The organism is Mycobacterium kyorinense (genome assembly GCF_001672775.1).
Classification (GTDB): Bacteria; Actinomycetota; Actinomycetes; order Mycobacteriales; family Mycobacteriaceae; genus Mycobacterium; species Mycobacterium kyorinense_A.
In genome coordinates this window covers 1-15927 of sequence record NZ_LZKJ01000148.1, presented here as the reverse complement: position 1 = coordinate 15927, position 15927 = coordinate 1, and the positions used below count along the sequence as shown (strand labels likewise).

Below are 15927 nucleotides of genomic sequence, written 5' to 3'. Positions count from 1 at the left end.
GGGGGAGACGGTGGCGGCGGACACGGTGGCGGGGGTGGCGGCGGCCATTAGCCGCCGCGCCGCTCAGTTTTTCGTGATGCCCAGCGCCGCGTAGATCTCGTCGGACAGCGCGACGCTGCGTGGGTCGGCATTGGCCTTGGTGGCGTCGTACCGGTTCATCACGTAGCCGTAGCCGATGCGGTGCTCAAGGTCGACAAACCCGAATGAACCGCCAAGGCCGCCATGCCCGAAGATCCGGGGATTGGGTCCGTTGACGCAGCGCTGGTTGAGCATGTAGCCCAAGCCCCAGCCGTGATCCGCGACGCGGGGGCCCAACACCAGATCGGTGTCGAAGCCGCCCTGCGACGTGCGGACCACCTCCATGTAGCGGCGACTGAGCAGCTTCTCCTGGGCCAACTCGTTGTAGAGAGTCGCCAGTCCCAGTGCTGACACATGGCCTCCGATGTCGGGAAGATCGAGTTGGCGCCATAGCGTGCGGTTGTTGGACCCGAGTTCGTCGTCGGGGATGAACCCCCACGAGACCGCCAAGCCCGCTTTCGGGTGGTCATCCAGAGTGACTGGACGGTCGGGAGCGTTGGCCAGCAACTCGTCGGGATGCGGTTTGCCGATCAGGTCCGCGCAGCGATCCAGGTCGGCCGAAGCCAAGCCGATGTGCACGTCAGCGCCGAGCGGCTCGGCGATTTCGCTGCGCAGGTACTGGCCCAGCGTGCGGCCGGTCACGCGGCGGACCACCTCGCCGAGGATGAATCCAAATGACGACAGGTGATAGCCCTGTGCGGCGCCCGGCTCCCACCAGGGTTCCGCAATGGCCAGCTTCTCGCAGACGAAATCCCAGTCGAGGACGTCTTCGCAGCGCAGCGGGCTGCGCGGTCCGATCACCCCGGATCGGTGACCCAAGACCATGGCGATGGTGATGTCCTGTTTGCCGGCTTGCCCGAACTCGGGCCAGTAGCGGGCCACCGGTGCGTGCAGGTCGAGCTCACCACGTTCGACGAGCTGATGCACGCAGGTACTGGTGAGGCCCTTGGTGGCGGAGAGCACGGCGGCCAGCGTGTCTTGGCGCCATGGCCGGGTACCGGCCTCGTCCGCTGAGCCGCCCCAAAGGTCGACGACGAGCTCGCCGTCGACATAGATCGCGACAGCTGCGCCGACCTCGTTACGCAGGGCAAAGTTCTGTTCGAACGCGTCTCGGACTCGTTCGAAGCGCGGCGCGCAGACGCCGTGGATGTCGATGTCGGCCATCGTCCTTGTGTGCTGGATGGTCGGTCTCCTCAGCCTCGCAGCGCTCGGCCATGTCGGCCTTCCCTGTGCGGGAACTCCAGCTTGAGCGGGCGACGGGAATCGAACCCGCGTCGCTAGTTTGGAAGACTAGGGCTCTACCATTGAGCTACGCCCGCACGTATCAGTCGAGCGCGACTGTACGTCGCGGCAGACATCAAATCCAAATGATGCCGTCCCGTGTCGCGCTTGTGAGGTGGCTGCCGGGGATGGCCGGGTCGGGCCGTAGGATCGCGAGGTCAGCGCGGGGTGTAGCGCAGCTTGGTAGCGCATCCGCTTTGGGAGCGGAAGGCCGCAGGTTCAAATCCTGTCACCCCGACCAGCCGCCCGGACCCACTTAAGACCAGCAGAACCGACACCGAGGAGTACACCCGTGAAGAGCACCGTCGAGCAGTTGAGCCCCACCCGGGTTCGCATCAATGTCGAGGTGCCGTTCACCGAGCTCGAGCCCGACTTCAACCGGGCCTATAAGGAGCTGGCCAAGCAGGTGCGGCTGCCTGGGTTTCGTCCCGGCAAGGCGCCGGCCAAGCTGCTCGAGGCGCGCATTGGGCGCGAGGCGATGCTCGACCAGGTGGTCAGCGAGGCGCTACCCAGCCGCTACAGCCAAGCGGTCACCGAATCCGACGTGCGCCCGCTGGGCCAACCCGAAATCGACGTAACCCAGAAGGAGTATGGCCAGGAACTGGTCTTCACCGCCGAAGTCGACGTCCGACCCGAGATCACCCTGCCCGACCTGAGTGCGTTGAAGGTCAGCGTCGATCCGATCGAGGTCAGCGACGACGACGTCGACGCAGAGCTGCAGTCGCTGCGGGCGCGGTTCGGGACGCTGACCGGTGTCGACCGGCCCGCCGCCGAGGGCGACTTCGTGTCGATCGATCTGTCCGCCACCGTCGACGGTGAAGAGGTGCCCGAAGCGGCGACACAGGGCCTCTCCCACGAAGTCGGCTCCGGTCAGCTGATCGACGGCCTCGACGAGGCGCTGGTGGGACTGTCCGCCGGTGAGTCCAAGGTGTTCACCACCACCTTGGCTGCCGGTCCGCACGCCGGACAGGAGGCCGAGGTCACCGTCACCGTCGGGTCGGTCAAGGAACGTGAACTGCCCGAGCCCGATGACGAATTCGCGCAATTGGCAAGCGAATTCGACACCGTCGAGGAGTTGCGCGCCAACCTGACCGAGCAGGTCCGTCGAACCAAGCGCGTCCAACAAGCCGAAGCGATCCGCAACACCACGCTGGACACCTTGCTCGAGCAGGTCGACATTCCGCTGCCCGAAGCGGTGGTGCAAGCGCAGGTCGACGACACCCTGCACAACGCCATTCACGGCTTCGACCACGACGAGGCCAAGTTCGCCGAGGTGCTGGCCGAGCAGGGGTCGTCACGCGAAGAGTTCGACGCCGACACCCGATCGGCGGCCGAGAAGGCGATCAAGACCCAGCTGCTGATGGACGCGCTGGCCGAGGATCTCGACGTCCAGGTCAGCCAGGAGGACCTCACCGAACGGCTGGTGCTGACGTCGCAGCAGTACGGCATCGAGCCGCAGCAGTTGTTGGCCTACATGCAACAGAACAACCAACTGCCGGCCATGTTCGCCGACGTGCGCCGCGGGCTGACCATTGCCGCGGTGGTCGAGGCGGCCACCGTCACCGACAGCGATGGCAATGTCATCGACACCAGCGAGTTCTTCGGCAGGCGTGCCGAGGCCGAGGCCGACGAGGACGCTGAGCGAGCCGAGGACAGCGAGGATGCCGCGGCGGCGTCGGAGGAGCCGTCAGACGAGCCGAAGTGACGCTCTGAGCGAACGTCGGTACTTCAGGGAGTGCGCGACGACGCCCGTTGGTTAGTGTCGGTGCATATGAAACACGAGAAAGCAGGTACTCCACTGTGAGCGGTGACATGCGTTCGAACACGCAGGGTCTCAACCTCGTCGACTCCGTCTATGAGCGTTTGCTCTCCGAGCGCATCATCTTCTTGGGGTCAGAGGTCAACGACGACATTGCCAACCGGCTCTGCGCGCAGATTCTGCTGCTCGCCGCCGAGGACCCGACCAAAGACATTTCGCTCTACATCAATTCCCCGGGCGGCTCGATCAGCGCCGGCATGGCGATCTACGACACGATGGTGCTTGCGCCGTGCGACGTCGCCACCTACGCGATGGGCATGGCGGCGTCGATGGGCCAGTTCCTGTTGGCGGCCGGCACCAAGGGCAAGCGTTACTCCTTGCCGCACGCCCGCATCCTGATGCACCAGCCGCTGGGTGGTGTGACCGGTAGCGCTGCCGACATCGCGATCCAAGCCGAGCAATTCGCGGTCATCAAGCAGGAAATGTTCCGGCTGAACGCCGAATTCACCGGCCAGCCGATCGAAAAGATCATCGCCGACTCCGACCGCGACCGCTGGTTCACCGCCCGAGAAGCCCTGGAGTACGGCTTCGTCGACCACATCATCACCAACGCCCCCGTCAACGGAGCCGCATCATGAATCCAGACATCCAGCCGCAGGCCCGTTACATCCTGCCGTCGTTCGTCGAGCACTCCAGCTGGGGTGTCAAGGAATCCAACCCGTACAACAAGCTGTTCGAGGAGCGCATCATCTTCCTCGGTGTCCAGGTCGACGACGCGTCGGCCAACGACATCATGGCGCAGCTGCTGGTACTGGAGTCCCTGGATCCCGACCGCGACATCACGATGTACATCAACTCCCCAGGCGGCGGATTCACGTCGCTGATGGCGATCTACGACACGATGCAGTACGTGCGCGCCGACATTCAGACCGTCTGCCTGGGCCAGGCTGCCTCGGCCGCAGCAGTGCTGCTGGCCGCCGGAACTCCCGGCAAGCGGATGGCGCTGCCCAACGCGCGAGTGCTGATCCATCAGCCGTCGCTGCAAGGCGTGATCCAGGGGCAGTTCTCCGACCTGGAGATCCAGGCCGCCGAGATCGAGCGGATGCGCACGCTGATGGAAACCACCTTGGCCCGCCATACCGGCAAGGATGCGGAAGTGATCCGCAAGGACACCGACCGCGACAAGATTTTGACCGCCGAAGACGCCAAGGACTACGGGATCATCGACACCGTGCTGGAGTACCGGAAGCTCTCGGCCAATCCCGCGTAATCCCCTGCGGCGAGCGTGAAACCACTGCGAAATTCCGCGGGATTTTTCGCAACCGCTTCACTTTCGGCGTAGGACGGCCGCGAGTTGAGCGATGTCGGCGGGCCGGACGCGACAACATCCGCCGACCACCCGCGCGCCCGCCGCGGCCCACTCCACGGCCAGCTGCGGTGCCCATCGTCGCGGACCCACCCATGCGCGGCGCCCGCTGTCCCAACCCTCGCCGCTGTTGGGGTAGACGATCACCGGTTTGCCGGTCCGGCGGGCCGACGCGATCGCGGGCAGCACGTCCTCGGGTGCACAACAGTTGACGCCGACCGCGACGATCTCCGAAACCCCGGTCGCCACCGCGAACGCGTCGGCCAACGGCTGCCCGGCCCGGGTGTCGGCGCCCTCGACGGTGTAGCTGAGCCAGGCCGGCACGCCGAGCTCTCGCACCACGTTCACCAGAGCCTCGGCTTCGTCGACGTCGGGGATGGTTTCGAGGGCCAGCACGTCGGCGCCGGCCTCGGCCAGCACCTCCAGCCGCGGCCGGTGCCAAGACTCCAACTGCGCCACGCTGAGCCCGTAACGGCCGCGGTATTCCGACCCGTCGGCCAGCGCAGCGCCGTACGGGCCGACCGAGGCGGCCACCCAGCGTGCGGCAGCGCCCAACTCGTCGCGCGCCGACACTGCCAGCTCGATGCTGCGCCGCAACAAGCGCACGGTGTCATCCCGGCTGCGGCCGCGGGCGGCGAATCCTTCGAACGAGGCCTGATAGCTGGCGGTCGTCGCAATCATGGCTCCGGCACGGAAGAACGCGAGATGCACGGCCCTGATCTCCTCGGGCGCGTCGACCAGCAACCTCGCCGACCACAACGGGTCCGACAGGTCATGGCCGCGCGCTTCCAATTCGGTGGCCAGCCCGCCATCGCCGATCAAGACGGTATCGTCGGGCACGGCGATTCCCACGGGCCCACAGTAAGACCGAGCCTCTCGGTCACGTAACGGGCGCGACACGCCAGAGACACGGCGGCGCGTTCCGGCGCGCGACAGGCGCCCGCACGGGATATGTTCAGGCGGACAAGCACGAATATCACTGACGCGATTCGGCCTTAACGGTCGCGTCGCGCCGGAACAAGCGGGTAGCGTCGGGAAATACACGCGGCAATACCCACAGATCGACGGTGAACAGGAAGTAGGTTCCCAGCACCATGGCGCGCATCGGAGACGGCGGTGACCTGCTGAAGTGCTCCTTCTGCGGGAAGAGCCAAAAGCAGGTCAAGAAGCTCATCGCCGGCCCCGGCGTGTACATCTGCGATGAGTGCATCGATCTGTGTAACGAGATCATCGAAGAGGAACTCGCCGACGCCGACGACGTCAAACTCGACGAGCTGCCCAAGCCGGTGGAGATCCGGGACTTCCTGGAGGGCTATGTCATCGGCCAAGACACTGCCAAGCGCACACTGGCCGTCGCCGTCTACAACCACTACAAGCGCATCCAAGCCGGTGAGAAGAGCCGCGATTCCCGGGCCGGTGAACCAGTCGAGCTGACCAAGTCCAACATCTTGATGCTGGGTCCGACGGGCTGCGGCAAGACCTACCTGGCCCAGACGCTGGCCAAGATGCTCAACGTGCCGTTCGCGATCGCGGATGCCACCGCGCTGACCGAAGCCGGTTACGTCGGCGAGGACGTCGAGAACATTCTGCTCAAGCTGATTCAGGCCGCCGACTACGACGTCAAACGCGCCGAGACCGGCATCATCTACATCGACGAGGTCGACAAGATCGCGCGCAAGAGCGAGAACCCGTCGATCACTCGCGACGTTTCCGGCGAAGGCGTGCAGCAGGCGCTGCTGAAGATTTTGGAGGGCACCCAGGCCTCGGTGCCGCCGCAGGGTGGCCGCAAACACCCGCACCAAGAGTTCATCCAGATCGACACCACCAACGTGTTGTTCATCGTGGCCGGTGCGTTCGCCGGGCTGGAGAAGATTGTCTCCGATCGCGTTGGCAAACGTGGGCTGGGCTTCGGGGCGGAAGTTCGGTCCAAGGCCGAGATCGACACCACCGATCACTTCGCCGAAGTGATGCCCGAAGACCTGATCAAATACGGGCTGATTCCTGAGTTCATCGGCCGCTTGCCGGTGGTGGCCTCGGTGACCAATCTCGACATGGATTCTCTGGTCAAGATCCTTTCCCAGCCGAAGAACGCCTTGGTCAAGCAGTACACGCGGTTGTTCGAAATGGACGGCGTGGAATTGGAATTCACCCAGGACGCGCTGGAAGCGATCGCCGAACAGGCGATTCACCGCGGCACCGGTGCCCGCGGCCTGCGGGCGATCATGGAGGAAGTCCTGCTGCCGGTCATGTACGACATACCCAGCCGCGATGACGTCGCCAAAGTCGTGGTGACCAAGGAGACCGTGCAGGACAACGTGCTGCCGACCATCGTGCCGCGCAAGCCGTCGCGCACCGAACGCCGCGACAAGAGCGCCTAGCGGCGGTCGCAAGCGCGGCGGAGCCGGGCGCGGCGGGCCGTCGCGATCAGCACAGCAGCGCCCGCGTGCGGGTGCTAGCTAATGTTACTCACGCGTAGATTTTGTTCTTAGACTTCGCGTGCCAGCAAAAGTGACGAACACCACAGTTCACCTGCGTGCATGCTGTCCTCGTGCCTCTGACCTTGATATTCGCTCGACGAACGGTACCGCGGGTGCGCGCGTCGGCGTCGATCAAACCCTAAGAGCAGTGCAATAATCGGTACTGCCAGTGACATAAAAATGGCCGGGGGTTCCGCTCCGGCGGCGCCCACCGGTAGCCGCGACGCAGAGTGCCCGTGCGGTAGACAGTGACGGAAGGCGGGGACGTGGGTCCGAACGAGGACGGAGCCAGGTCAGAATCTCATTCAGCAGGCACGGTGGCACCCGAGCGACAGAAGCTGGAGAAGGTCGTCATCCGTTTCGCCGGAGACTCCGGTGATGGCATGCAACTCACTGGCGACCGGTTCACCTCCGAGGCGGCGCTTTTCGGCAACGACCTAGCGACCCAGCCCAACTATCCCGCCGAGATTCGTGCTCCTCAAGGCACGCTGCCCGGTGTCTCCTCGTTCCAGATCCAGATCGCTGACTACGACATCCTCACCGCAGGTGACCGGCCCGACGTGCTGGTCGCGATGAACCCGGCGGCGTTGAAAGCCAACATCGCCGACCTGCCGCGCGGTGGCCTGGTGATCGCCAACTCCGACGAGTTCACCAAACGCAACCTGGCCAAAGTCGGCTATCAGGACAACCCGCTGGAAAACGGTGAGCTCTCCGACTTCGTGGTGCAACCAGTGGCGATGACAGCATTGACGCTGGGCGCGGTCGAGGCCATCGGGGCGTCCAAGAAGGATGGTCAGCGCGCCAAAAACATGTTCGCGCTGGGACTGCTGTCGTGGATGTATGGGCGGCCGATCGAAACCAGCGAGCGATTCATCCGGGAGAAGTTCGCCCGCAAGCCCGACATCGCCGAGGCCAATGTGCTCGCGCTGAAGGCGGGCTGGAACTACGGCGAGACCACCGAGGCGTTCGGCACCACCTACGACGTCTCACCGGCCAAGTTGCCCGCAGGGGAGTACCGCCAAATCTCGGGTAACACCGCGCTGGCCTACGGCATCGTCGCGGCCGGGCAACTCGCCGACATCACGGTGGTCCTCGGCAGCTACCCGATCACCCCCGCGTCGGACATCTTGCACGAATTGTCCAAGCACAAGAACTTCAACGTCATCACGTTCCAGGCCGAAGACGAGATCGCCGGTATCGGCGCCGCTTTGGGCGCCTCGTACGGCGGCGCGCTGGGAGTGACCAGCACCTCGGGGCCGGGGCTGTCCCTGAAATCCGAAGCGATCGGCCTCGCCGTGATGACCGAGTTGCCGCTGTTGATCATCGACGTGCAGCGCGGCGGCCCGTCGACGGGTCTGCCGACCAAGACCGAGCAGGCCGACTTGCTGCAGGCCCTCTACGGACGCAACGGTGAATCGCCGGTGGCCGTGCTGGCTCCGCGGTCACCCTCCGACTGCTTCGAGACCGCTGTCGAGGCGGTGCGCATCGCGGTGTCCTACCACACCCCGGTGATCCTATTGTCCGACGGCGCGATCGCCAACGGCTCGGAGCCGTGGCGAATCCCCGACATCGACGCCATCGAGCCGATCGAGCACATCTTCGCCAAGCCCGATGAGCCGTTCCAGCCCTATGCCCGCGACCCGGAAACCCTGGCCCGCCAGTTCGCGATTCCGGGCACGCCGGGCCTGGAGCACCGCATCGGCGGGCTGGAGGCGGCCAACGGTTCGGGCAACATCTCCTACGAGCCGGCCAACCATGACCTGATGGTGCGGTTGCGTCGAGCCAAGATCGACGGGATCCGCGTTCCGGATTTGCAGGTCGACGATCCAACCGGCGACGCCGAGCTGCTGTTGATCGGTTGGGGCAGTTCGTATGGTCCGATCGGTGAAGCGTGCCGGCGCGCGCGTCGCAAGGGCATCAAGGTTGCGCATGCCCATCTACGCCACCTCAACCCGTTCCCGGGCAATCTGGGCGAGGTGCTGCGCCGCTACCCGAAAGTGGTGGCGCCGGAGATGAACCTGGGCCAGCTGGCGCTGCTGCTGCGCGGCAAGTATCTCGTCGACGTGCAGTCGGTCACCAAAGTTGCCGGGATGGCGTTTTTGGCCGACGAGGTCGAGGGGATCATCGATGCTGCCCTGGACGGCACCCTGGGCGAAAAGGAAAGTGACAAGGCCACATTCGCACGGCTGGCGGCGGCTACCGTGGAAAATGGCGTAGGAGCTGACGTATGACTGACCTGATCGGCAATCTGGCGGGCGCAGACCTCGGCGTGACGGAGGCGTTGTCCAAGACCAGCGGAGTGCCCACCACCGACCAGCCGCAGAAGGCCAAGGACTTCACCAGTGACCAGGAGGTCCGGTGGTGCCCGGGTTGCGGTGACTACGTCATCCTCAACACCATTCGCAACTTCCTGCCCGAGCTCGGGCTGCGCCGGGAGAACATCGTCTTCGTCAGCGGTATCGGCTGCTCCAGCCGGTTCCCGTACTACCTGGAGACCTACGGGCTGCACTCCATCCACGGCCGCGCTCCGTCCATCGCGACTGGTCTGGCACTGGCCCGCGACGATCTGTCGGTGTGGGTGGTCACCGGTGACGGCGACGCGTTGTCGATCGGCGGCAACCACTTGATCCACGCGCTGCGCCGCAACGTCAACATGACCATCCTGCTGTTCAACAACCGCATCTACGGGCTGACCAAGGGCCAGTATTCGCCGACCTCCGAGGAAGGCAAGGTCACTAAGTCCACGCCGATGGGCTCACTGGACCACCCGTTCAACCCGGTGTCGCTGGCTCTGGGCGCCGAGGCGAGTTTCGTGGGCCGCGCCCTGGACTCAGACCGCAAGGGGCTGTCGGAGGTGTTGCGCGCCGCGGCTGCGCATCGGGGATCCGCACTGGTTGAGATCTTGCAGGACTGCCCGATCTTCAACGACGGCTCATTCGACCTGCTGCGCAAAGAAGGCTCCGAGGAGCGGGTCATCAACGTCCGCCACGGCGAGCCGATCGTCTTCGGCGCCAACGGCGAATACTGTGTGGTGCGTTCGGGTTTCGGCCTCGAAGTGGCGAAGACCGCTGATGTCAGCGTCAGCGAGATCGTCGTGCACGACGCACACGCCAACGACTCCGCCTACGCGTTCGCACTGTCGCGGCTGTCCGACCAAAACCTCGAGCACACCGTGATGGGCATCTTCCGCCAGGTCAACCGGCCGACCTATGACGACGCCGCCCGCGCGCAAGTGACGGCCGCTGCCGAAGCCAAGCCGGCGGACCGCGCGGCCCTGCAGTCGCTATTGCGTGGCCGGGACACCTGGACCGTCGCCTGACGTGGCGGCGATTGCGGCCTCGCTGGCTGGGGTAGTGCTGGCGGGGGGAGCGTCTCGTCGAATGGGCCGCGACAAGGCCACTCTTGCAGTGCCGGAGGGCATCGCGGGCAGCGGCGGCCCCGTCACGATGGTCGAGCACGTGGTCGGCATCGTCAGTCAACGCTGCCAACCGGTTTTCGTCGTCGCAGCACCCGGACAACCGCTGCCCAGCCTGACCGCAGAGGTGGTGCGCGACGAGGTCCGTGGACTGGGTCCCCTGCTCGCGACCGGGCGGGGCCTACACGCCGCTCTCGAGGCCGGCGCAAAGCGCGCATTCGTGTGTGCCGTCGACATGCCGTTTCTCACTGTCGATCTGATCGACACTCTCGTCGATGGCGCCGAAGAAGTAGACGCCGAGGTGACACTGCCCTGGGACGGTCGCGACCACTACCTGGCCGCCGTGTACCGCACCGATCTGGCCGCGCGGGTCGACGCTTTGGTAGCGGCCGGCGAGCGCAGGATGCGCGCATTGGTCGACGGCGCCGACACGCAGCGGATCGTGTTGCCATCCTCGCGGTCGTTGACCAACGTCAACTCGGTGGACGATCTGCGCACGCTCTCAGCTACCGCGGGGTAGAGCACCCCGTCGGTTCGACGCTGGTCTGCAACAATTGTCGACCGATAAGTATGGTGACGTTTATCCATTTCCAAGTCGAGCATTGTTATAAGTGCGTCGCGACATAAAAGCCATTACTTCTTTGATATCCGCCTAACGGCCACCGAACATTCTTCTATTCGTCAGAGACCCGGCCATGAGTCTGCGAGGTTCAGCTGAACTCTGAACTTCATTGGGGCAGAACGGGTTTAGCCAGCATGCATGATGTTGACAAGGCTGTTCACGCGGCGACGTGACAAGTCAGGCAATGGGTTTCCGCGTATTTCCCGTACACAGGGCTGCATGCCGGTCCGCCCCCAGAGTGCCAGCGCGATGCGGCTGGGGCGGCAAAGACGGGCAATCGCCTACCGCTTGATGCTGAGCGGCGAAGTCATTTGCTGCCAACGTGTTTGGTGAAGTAATGCCGCGTTCGTGGGCCCCATAAGACGTGACGGGCGCAGCGCCGTGGCACGGTTGACGAGACTGAAATGGCCTGTGACACCACCATATTCGAGAAAAAGAGCACAGTCAGCGCGATATCTTCGAGGTTCCACCCGCCGGCACAGGGAATCGAAATCCGGTCTAGCACCACGATAATCACTCTTGTAACAACTGTGGCGCGTCGGTTCTGCCGCTCACACCGATCAGAGCGGGGCAAAAGACGTGGTGCAGTTCACAATATCTGCGTGATATGGCTCACGACGGCGCGGTTGTCGCCCGCAGTCGCCTTAGGCCCAAAAGCCTTGGGTGACCTGGGAAGACAATTATGTCAGTCGGTGTGATCTGGCCGTTATTGAACCGAGATAGCCGGCGTGTTGAAGATGACGAATTCCATCTCGTCTCGTACGGTCCGTGTCGGCCCTAAGACAGGGCAACACAAAATCGAATCCACGGACCCGCGTGTGAGCGGGGCTGCGGACGGCACTGTCGCCCCGCAGCCGTCGGGTAATTAGCCCGCCGGGCAGATCGTGCCCCCGCTGTCGTGCCTGAACGAGACGGCACGTTTCGAAGCAGCAATCCCGCCTTCACGGCATCCCGGCCCACATCTGTGGGCCTGCTTTGGCGCGCGCACCGCGAAAGGAACGATATTGAACTACGTCCGCAAGACGCTGACTCTGGCGGCGCTCACCGGAGTGCTCGCCACCGCGCCGATTGCCACCGCCTACGCGGATGACGTCGACCTCAATGCACCGGTCGGCCCCGTGAACGTGGAGGACGTGGCGTTTGACGCCGATGCGCCGGCTGCTCCGGCGCCCCAGGAAGACCTGCCGCCGGCACCGGAAGACCTGCCGCCGGCACCGGAGTTCCCGGCGCCATGGGCGCCGCCGGCTCCGGAGCCCGAGCCGGCTCCTGAGGAGGCTCCCGCTCCCGTGAAGGCGTACAGCGTGAACTGGGATGCGATCGCGGCATGTGAGTCCGGTGGCAACTGGGCGATCAACACCGGAAACGGCTTTTCCGGCGGCCTGCAGTTCACCCCCAGCACGTGGCGTTCCAACGGTGGCTCGGGCTCCGCGCATACCGCGAGCCGTGAGGAGCAGATCCGGGTGGCCGAGAACGTTCTGCATTCCCAGGGCATCGGCGCCTGGCCGGTCTGCGGCCGACGCGGCTGACCTGAAGCTGTAAATGACGGTGCCGGGCCTGCGGGCCCGGCACCGTTGTTTTTAGGCCGGCGCGGGTACCACGAACGCTGACCGAGCCGCGACGGACGCCATATGCCGAGTCAGCGCCGCTTCCGGGACCAGCACGGTGGCTCGGCTGGCGGCCGCACTGAGGAATGCCGGGCGCAGGTTGACGATCTTGCCGAGGAATGCCGACTCGCGAACCAAAGACATGACCCGTCGGCGGCGGAAGGCCGCGAACCGGGCAAATGCGGTCGGCAGGTCGGCGCCTCGATCGACAAACGCAGCCAGGATCGCGGCATCTTCCAATCCTTGGCAGCCGCCCTGGCCCAGATGCGGCCGCATGGGATGGGCCGCGTCGCCGACCAGCACGACGGGGCCGCGTGCCCAGCAGCGAGCACGGGCGCGGTCGTAGAGGTCGTTGCGCAATACGTCAGATGGCGGGGTGGCCGCCAGCATGCTCGGGATGGGTTCGGGCCAGCCGGCGAGCTTTGTTTGCAGGTATGCCAGCTCTCCGCCGGGCGCCCGTTGTCCCTCGGGTGTGCGTTCGGTGGCAAACCAATACGTTTGCCCTGATCCCATCGGGACGTGGCCGGCTTCGATGCCGGCGCCGAGCGTCTCCCCGGCCAGCTTTGGATCCATGGCGTAGCTGGCGACCCCTCGCCACGCGGTATAGCCGACATAGCGGTGGCTCAGCCCGCCGTTGAGGTGGCGGGCGACCATGGAGTAGGTGCCGTCGGCGCCGATCACAGCGGCGGCCGTCCGGACAGTGCCGTCGGACAACTCGATCCGAACCTCGTCGGCGGTGGCGACGAGCCCGGTAGCGGCCAGCCCGTAGTCCACCGTGCCCGGGGCCAGCGCTCCGGTGAGGATGTCGCGCAGCGCCGAACGCTGCACTACTACCAACGGCTCGCCAAGCGCCCTGACCATCCGTTCGGGAGCCGGGTGGCGCAGCCACGTACCGTCGCGCCAGCGCATGGCGCCCGCGGTGATCCGGCCGCCCGCCTCGCGGACGGCGTCGCCGACGCCGATGCGGTCCAGCGCGGCCAGCGCATTGGGCCAGATGCTGATCCCGGCTCCGCTCGAGGTGTCGGTGCGCTCTTCGATCACGGTGACCTCGTGGCTGCAGCGCTGCAGCGCCGCCGCGGTCGCCAGACCCGCGATACCCGCCCCGACCACGACGATCCGCTGCGCCATGGGCCGAACCTAACCCGGCTACTGATGTGGGCCGCGGAGTGGGCCGAGCATGTGCCGGGGGAGACCGGTGATCCTCGGAGTAGCGTCGGCGCCGTGACGGGAACCCAACGCGAATTCGACATTGTGGTGTACGGAGCGACCGGCTTTGTGGGCAAGCTCACCGCCGAATACCTCGCCCGCGCCGGCGGTGAGGCGCGTATCGCGCTCGCCGGCCGGTCCGCCGACAAATTGGCCAAGGCGCGCGAAAGCCTGGGCGCCGCGGCGCAGTCCTGGCCGCTGGTGGAGGCCGACGCGTCGTCGCCGTCGACGCTGGATGCGATGGCCGCCCGCACGCAAGTGGTGATCACCACGGTCGGCCCCTATACCCGCTACGGATTACCACTGGTGGCCGCGTGCGCGGCGGCCGGTACCGACTACGCCGACCTGACCGGTGAGGCGATGTTCGTGCGCGACAGCATCGACCAGTACCACAAGCAGGCCGCCGATACCGGTGCGCGCATCGTGCATGCGTGCGGATTCGACTCCATCCCGTCAGATCTGACCGCCTACGCGCTGTACCGCAAGGTCAGCGAGGACGGCACCGGCGAGTTGGGCGACACCAGCTTTGTGCTGCGCCGTTTCGCCGGCGGGGTCTCCGGCGGCACCGCCGCATCGATGTTGGAGGTGTTCGACACCGCGTCGAGCGACCCCGAGGCTCGTCGACAGCTCAACGACCCCTACACGTTGAGCACCGACCGCGCAGCTGAGCCGGAGTTGGGCCCCCAACCGGATCTGCGCTGGCGCCGCGGTCGCGACATCGCACCCGAACTGGCCGGCGTCTGGACCGCGGGCTTCGCGATGGCGCCGTACAACACCCGAATTGTCCGCCGCAGCAACGCATTACTGGACTGGGCGTACGGCAGTCAGTTCCGCTACAACGAAACGATGAGCATGGGCTCGTCGATTGTGGCACCTGCGGCCTCAGCGCTGTTCACCGGTGTCAGCATCGGGACATTCGGGTTGGCCAGCCGCTACTTCCGGTTGTTGCCGCGCCGACTGGCGCAGCGCCTGGTGCCGAAGCCGGGCACCGGTCCCAGCGAGAAAGTCCGTGAGCGGGGCCACTACTGCGCCGAGACCTACACGACCACCACGACCGGGGCGCGATATCGGGCCACGATCGCCCAGCAGGGCGATCCCGGATACAAGGCCACCTCGGTGCTGCTCGGCGAGTGCGGCCTGGCACTCGCATTGGACCGTGACGCGCTTTCTGATCTGCATGGCGTGCTTACGCCGGCCGCCGCGATGGGGGATGCCTTGCTGGCGCGGTTCCCGGCCGCAGGCGTGTCGCTGGATACCGTGCGGCTGGCCTGATCGGTCCCGGTCGAATCGCTGTCCAGCGACATCGGCTCGGTTTAGTGTTCATCACGAGGTACCAGATCCCAGCAACGTGAGGTGGATCGATTCATGGCCGGCCTTGACGATCTTTTCGCCCAGATCCCCACTCGGGATATCGCCGCCCAACTCGACGTCGACGAGTCTGAGGTCACCAGCGCGGTGCATCTGCTGGTGCCGGTACTGGTGGGCGGATTGCACCAGAACGCTCAAGATCCTGACCACGCGTCTGCAATCGAGTCCGCGGCCAGCGAGCACGCCGCCAGAGGCCTGTTAGACACCGGGATCAAGGTCGACCAGATGGACCAAGCCGATGGCCAGAAAGCGATCGCCAAGATCTTCGGCGGCAACGATCCGGACCGGGTGGCAGCGGCCTTGTCGGGCACCGGAACCGGAGACAACGAGTTGTTCGGCAAGCTGTTGCCGATCTTGGCGCCGATCGTGCTGGCCTACATCGGTAAGCAAATGACTGGCGGAAAGTCGGCGCCCGCCGGGAAAGAGACGGCCGGAGGCGGGCTCAACAAGGTGTTGGGCAGCATCTTGAGCGGAATGTCGGGCCGCAACAAATCCCTGAGCAGCGTCTTGGGCAACGTTTTGGGCAGCAAAGCGGGCGAGATCCTCGGCGGACTGTTCGGCGGCAAGAAGTAACGCATCGCACAAGGGCGGCGGTCGGTGTCGGTGCGGCGCCTTCTTAGAATTGAGCGGTGACCGCCAGCCCTACGCCCCCGATCAGCACCCGGGGCGAAGCCCTGCCCAAATCGTGGGAGCCGGGCGCGGTCGAGGACGCGATCTACCAGCGCTGGGTGGACGCCGGGTACTTCACCGC

General features: G+C 65.5%; 13 protein-coding genes and 2 tRNA genes. 11 read left to right on the top strand and 4 right to left on the bottom strand.

The window, feature by feature from the left end; genetic code table 11:
• Positions 1-63: 63 nt before the first annotated feature.
• Together A5707_RS16815 and A5707_RS16810 are read right to left on the bottom strand one after the other, a co-directional pair.
• Positions 64-1242: a serine hydrolase domain-containing protein gene (locus tag A5707_RS16815; protein WP_065015600.1), complete on the bottom strand. Its 1179-nt coding sequence runs from the start codon at positions 1240-1242 to the stop codon at positions 64-66.
• Positions 1243-1326: 84 nt separating this feature from the next.
• Positions 1327-1397: transfer RNA gene (locus A5707_RS16810), tRNA-Gly, on the bottom strand.
• 126 nt (positions 1398-1523) lie between these two features.
• On the opposite strand from A5707_RS16810, the gene A5707_RS16805 reads away from it, so the two are divergent.
• The 4 genes from A5707_RS16805 (at position 1524) to clpP2 (ending at position 4388) form a co-directional block, all read left to right on the top strand.
• A tRNA-Pro gene (locus A5707_RS16805) sits at positions 1524-1600 on the top strand.
• Between the two features lie 51 nt (positions 1601-1651).
• On the top strand, positions 1652-3064 hold the full coding sequence (gene tig / locus A5707_RS16800; RefSeq protein WP_065015599.1) for a trigger factor: 1413 nt from the start codon (positions 1652-1654) through the stop codon (positions 3062-3064).
• Between the two features lie 107 nt (positions 3065-3171).
• Positions 3172-3756: an ATP-dependent Clp protease proteolytic subunit gene (locus A5707_RS16795; protein ID WP_156658060.1), complete on the top strand. Its 585-nt coding sequence runs from the start codon at positions 3172-3174 to the stop codon at positions 3754-3756.
• Positions 3753-4388 (top strand): ATP-dependent CLP protease proteolytic subunit ClpP2, encoded by a 636-nt coding sequence (gene clpP2, locus A5707_RS16790; protein WP_065015597.1) that lies wholly within the window; start codon positions 3753-3755, stop codon positions 4386-4388. The genes A5707_RS16795 and clpP2 overlap by 4 nt, the downstream gene beginning before the upstream one ends.
• A 57-nt stretch (positions 4389-4445) precedes the next feature.
• Here the strand turns inward: clpP2 and mmuM are convergent, their stop codons facing one another.
• Complete coding sequence (gene mmuM / locus A5707_RS16785) at positions 4446-5330, bottom strand: homocysteine S-methyltransferase (protein WP_156658062.1); 885 nt, start codon at positions 5328-5330, stop codon at positions 4446-4448.
• A gap of 248 nt (positions 5331-5578) precedes the next feature.
• On the opposite strand from mmuM, the gene clpX reads away from it, so the two are divergent.
• From clpX to A5707_RS16760, 5 genes are all read left to right on the top strand, one after another.
• Positions 5579-6862 carry an ATP-dependent Clp protease ATP-binding subunit ClpX gene (gene clpX / locus A5707_RS16780; RefSeq protein WP_065015595.1) on the top strand — a complete coding sequence of 428 codons (1284 nt, stop codon included), beginning with the start codon at positions 5579-5581 and terminating at the stop codon, positions 6860-6862.
• Between the two features lie 365 nt (positions 6863-7227).
• On the top strand, positions 7228-9192 hold the full coding sequence (locus A5707_RS16775) for a 2-oxoacid:acceptor oxidoreductase subunit alpha (protein ID WP_065015594.1): 1965 nt from the start codon (positions 7228-7230) through the stop codon (positions 9190-9192).
• Positions 9189-10280: a 2-oxoacid:ferredoxin oxidoreductase subunit beta gene (locus A5707_RS16770; RefSeq protein WP_065015593.1), complete on the top strand. Its 1092-nt coding sequence runs from the start codon at positions 9189-9191 to the stop codon at positions 10278-10280. The genes A5707_RS16775 and A5707_RS16770 overlap by 4 nt, the downstream gene beginning before the upstream one ends.
• Before the next feature lies 1 nt (position 10281).
• Entirely contained in the window at positions 10282-10896 is a 615-nt protein-coding gene (mobA, locus tag A5707_RS16765) for a molybdenum cofactor guanylyltransferase (protein WP_082969512.1), read from the top strand.
• A gap of 1106 nt (positions 10897-12002) precedes the next feature.
• Positions 12003-12524 carry a transglycosylase family protein gene (locus A5707_RS16760; RefSeq protein ID WP_065015591.1) on the top strand — a complete coding sequence of 174 codons (522 nt, stop codon included), beginning with the start codon at positions 12003-12005 and terminating at the stop codon, positions 12522-12524.
• 51 nt (positions 12525-12575) lie between these two features.
• On the opposite strand, the gene A5707_RS16755 is transcribed toward A5707_RS16760, so the two are convergent.
• The gene (locus A5707_RS16755) at positions 12576-13730 is read right to left on the bottom strand and encodes an FAD-dependent monooxygenase (protein WP_065015590.1); all 1155 of its coding nucleotides are present in this window, start codon (positions 13728-13730) and stop codon (positions 12576-12578) included.
• A gap of 93 nt (positions 13731-13823) precedes the next feature.
• On the opposite strand from A5707_RS16755, the gene A5707_RS16750 reads away from it, so the two are divergent.
• Positions 13824-15080 carry a saccharopine dehydrogenase family protein gene (locus tag A5707_RS16750; protein ID WP_065015601.1) on the top strand — a complete coding sequence of 419 codons (1257 nt, stop codon included), beginning with the start codon at positions 13824-13826 and terminating at the stop codon, positions 15078-15080.
• 93 nt (positions 15081-15173) lie between these two features.
• Positions 15174-15749, top strand: coding sequence for a DUF937 domain-containing protein (locus tag A5707_RS16745; RefSeq protein ID WP_065015589.1), 576 nt, complete (start codon positions 15174-15176; stop codon positions 15747-15749).
• Positions 15750-15927: the final 178 nt, after the last annotated feature.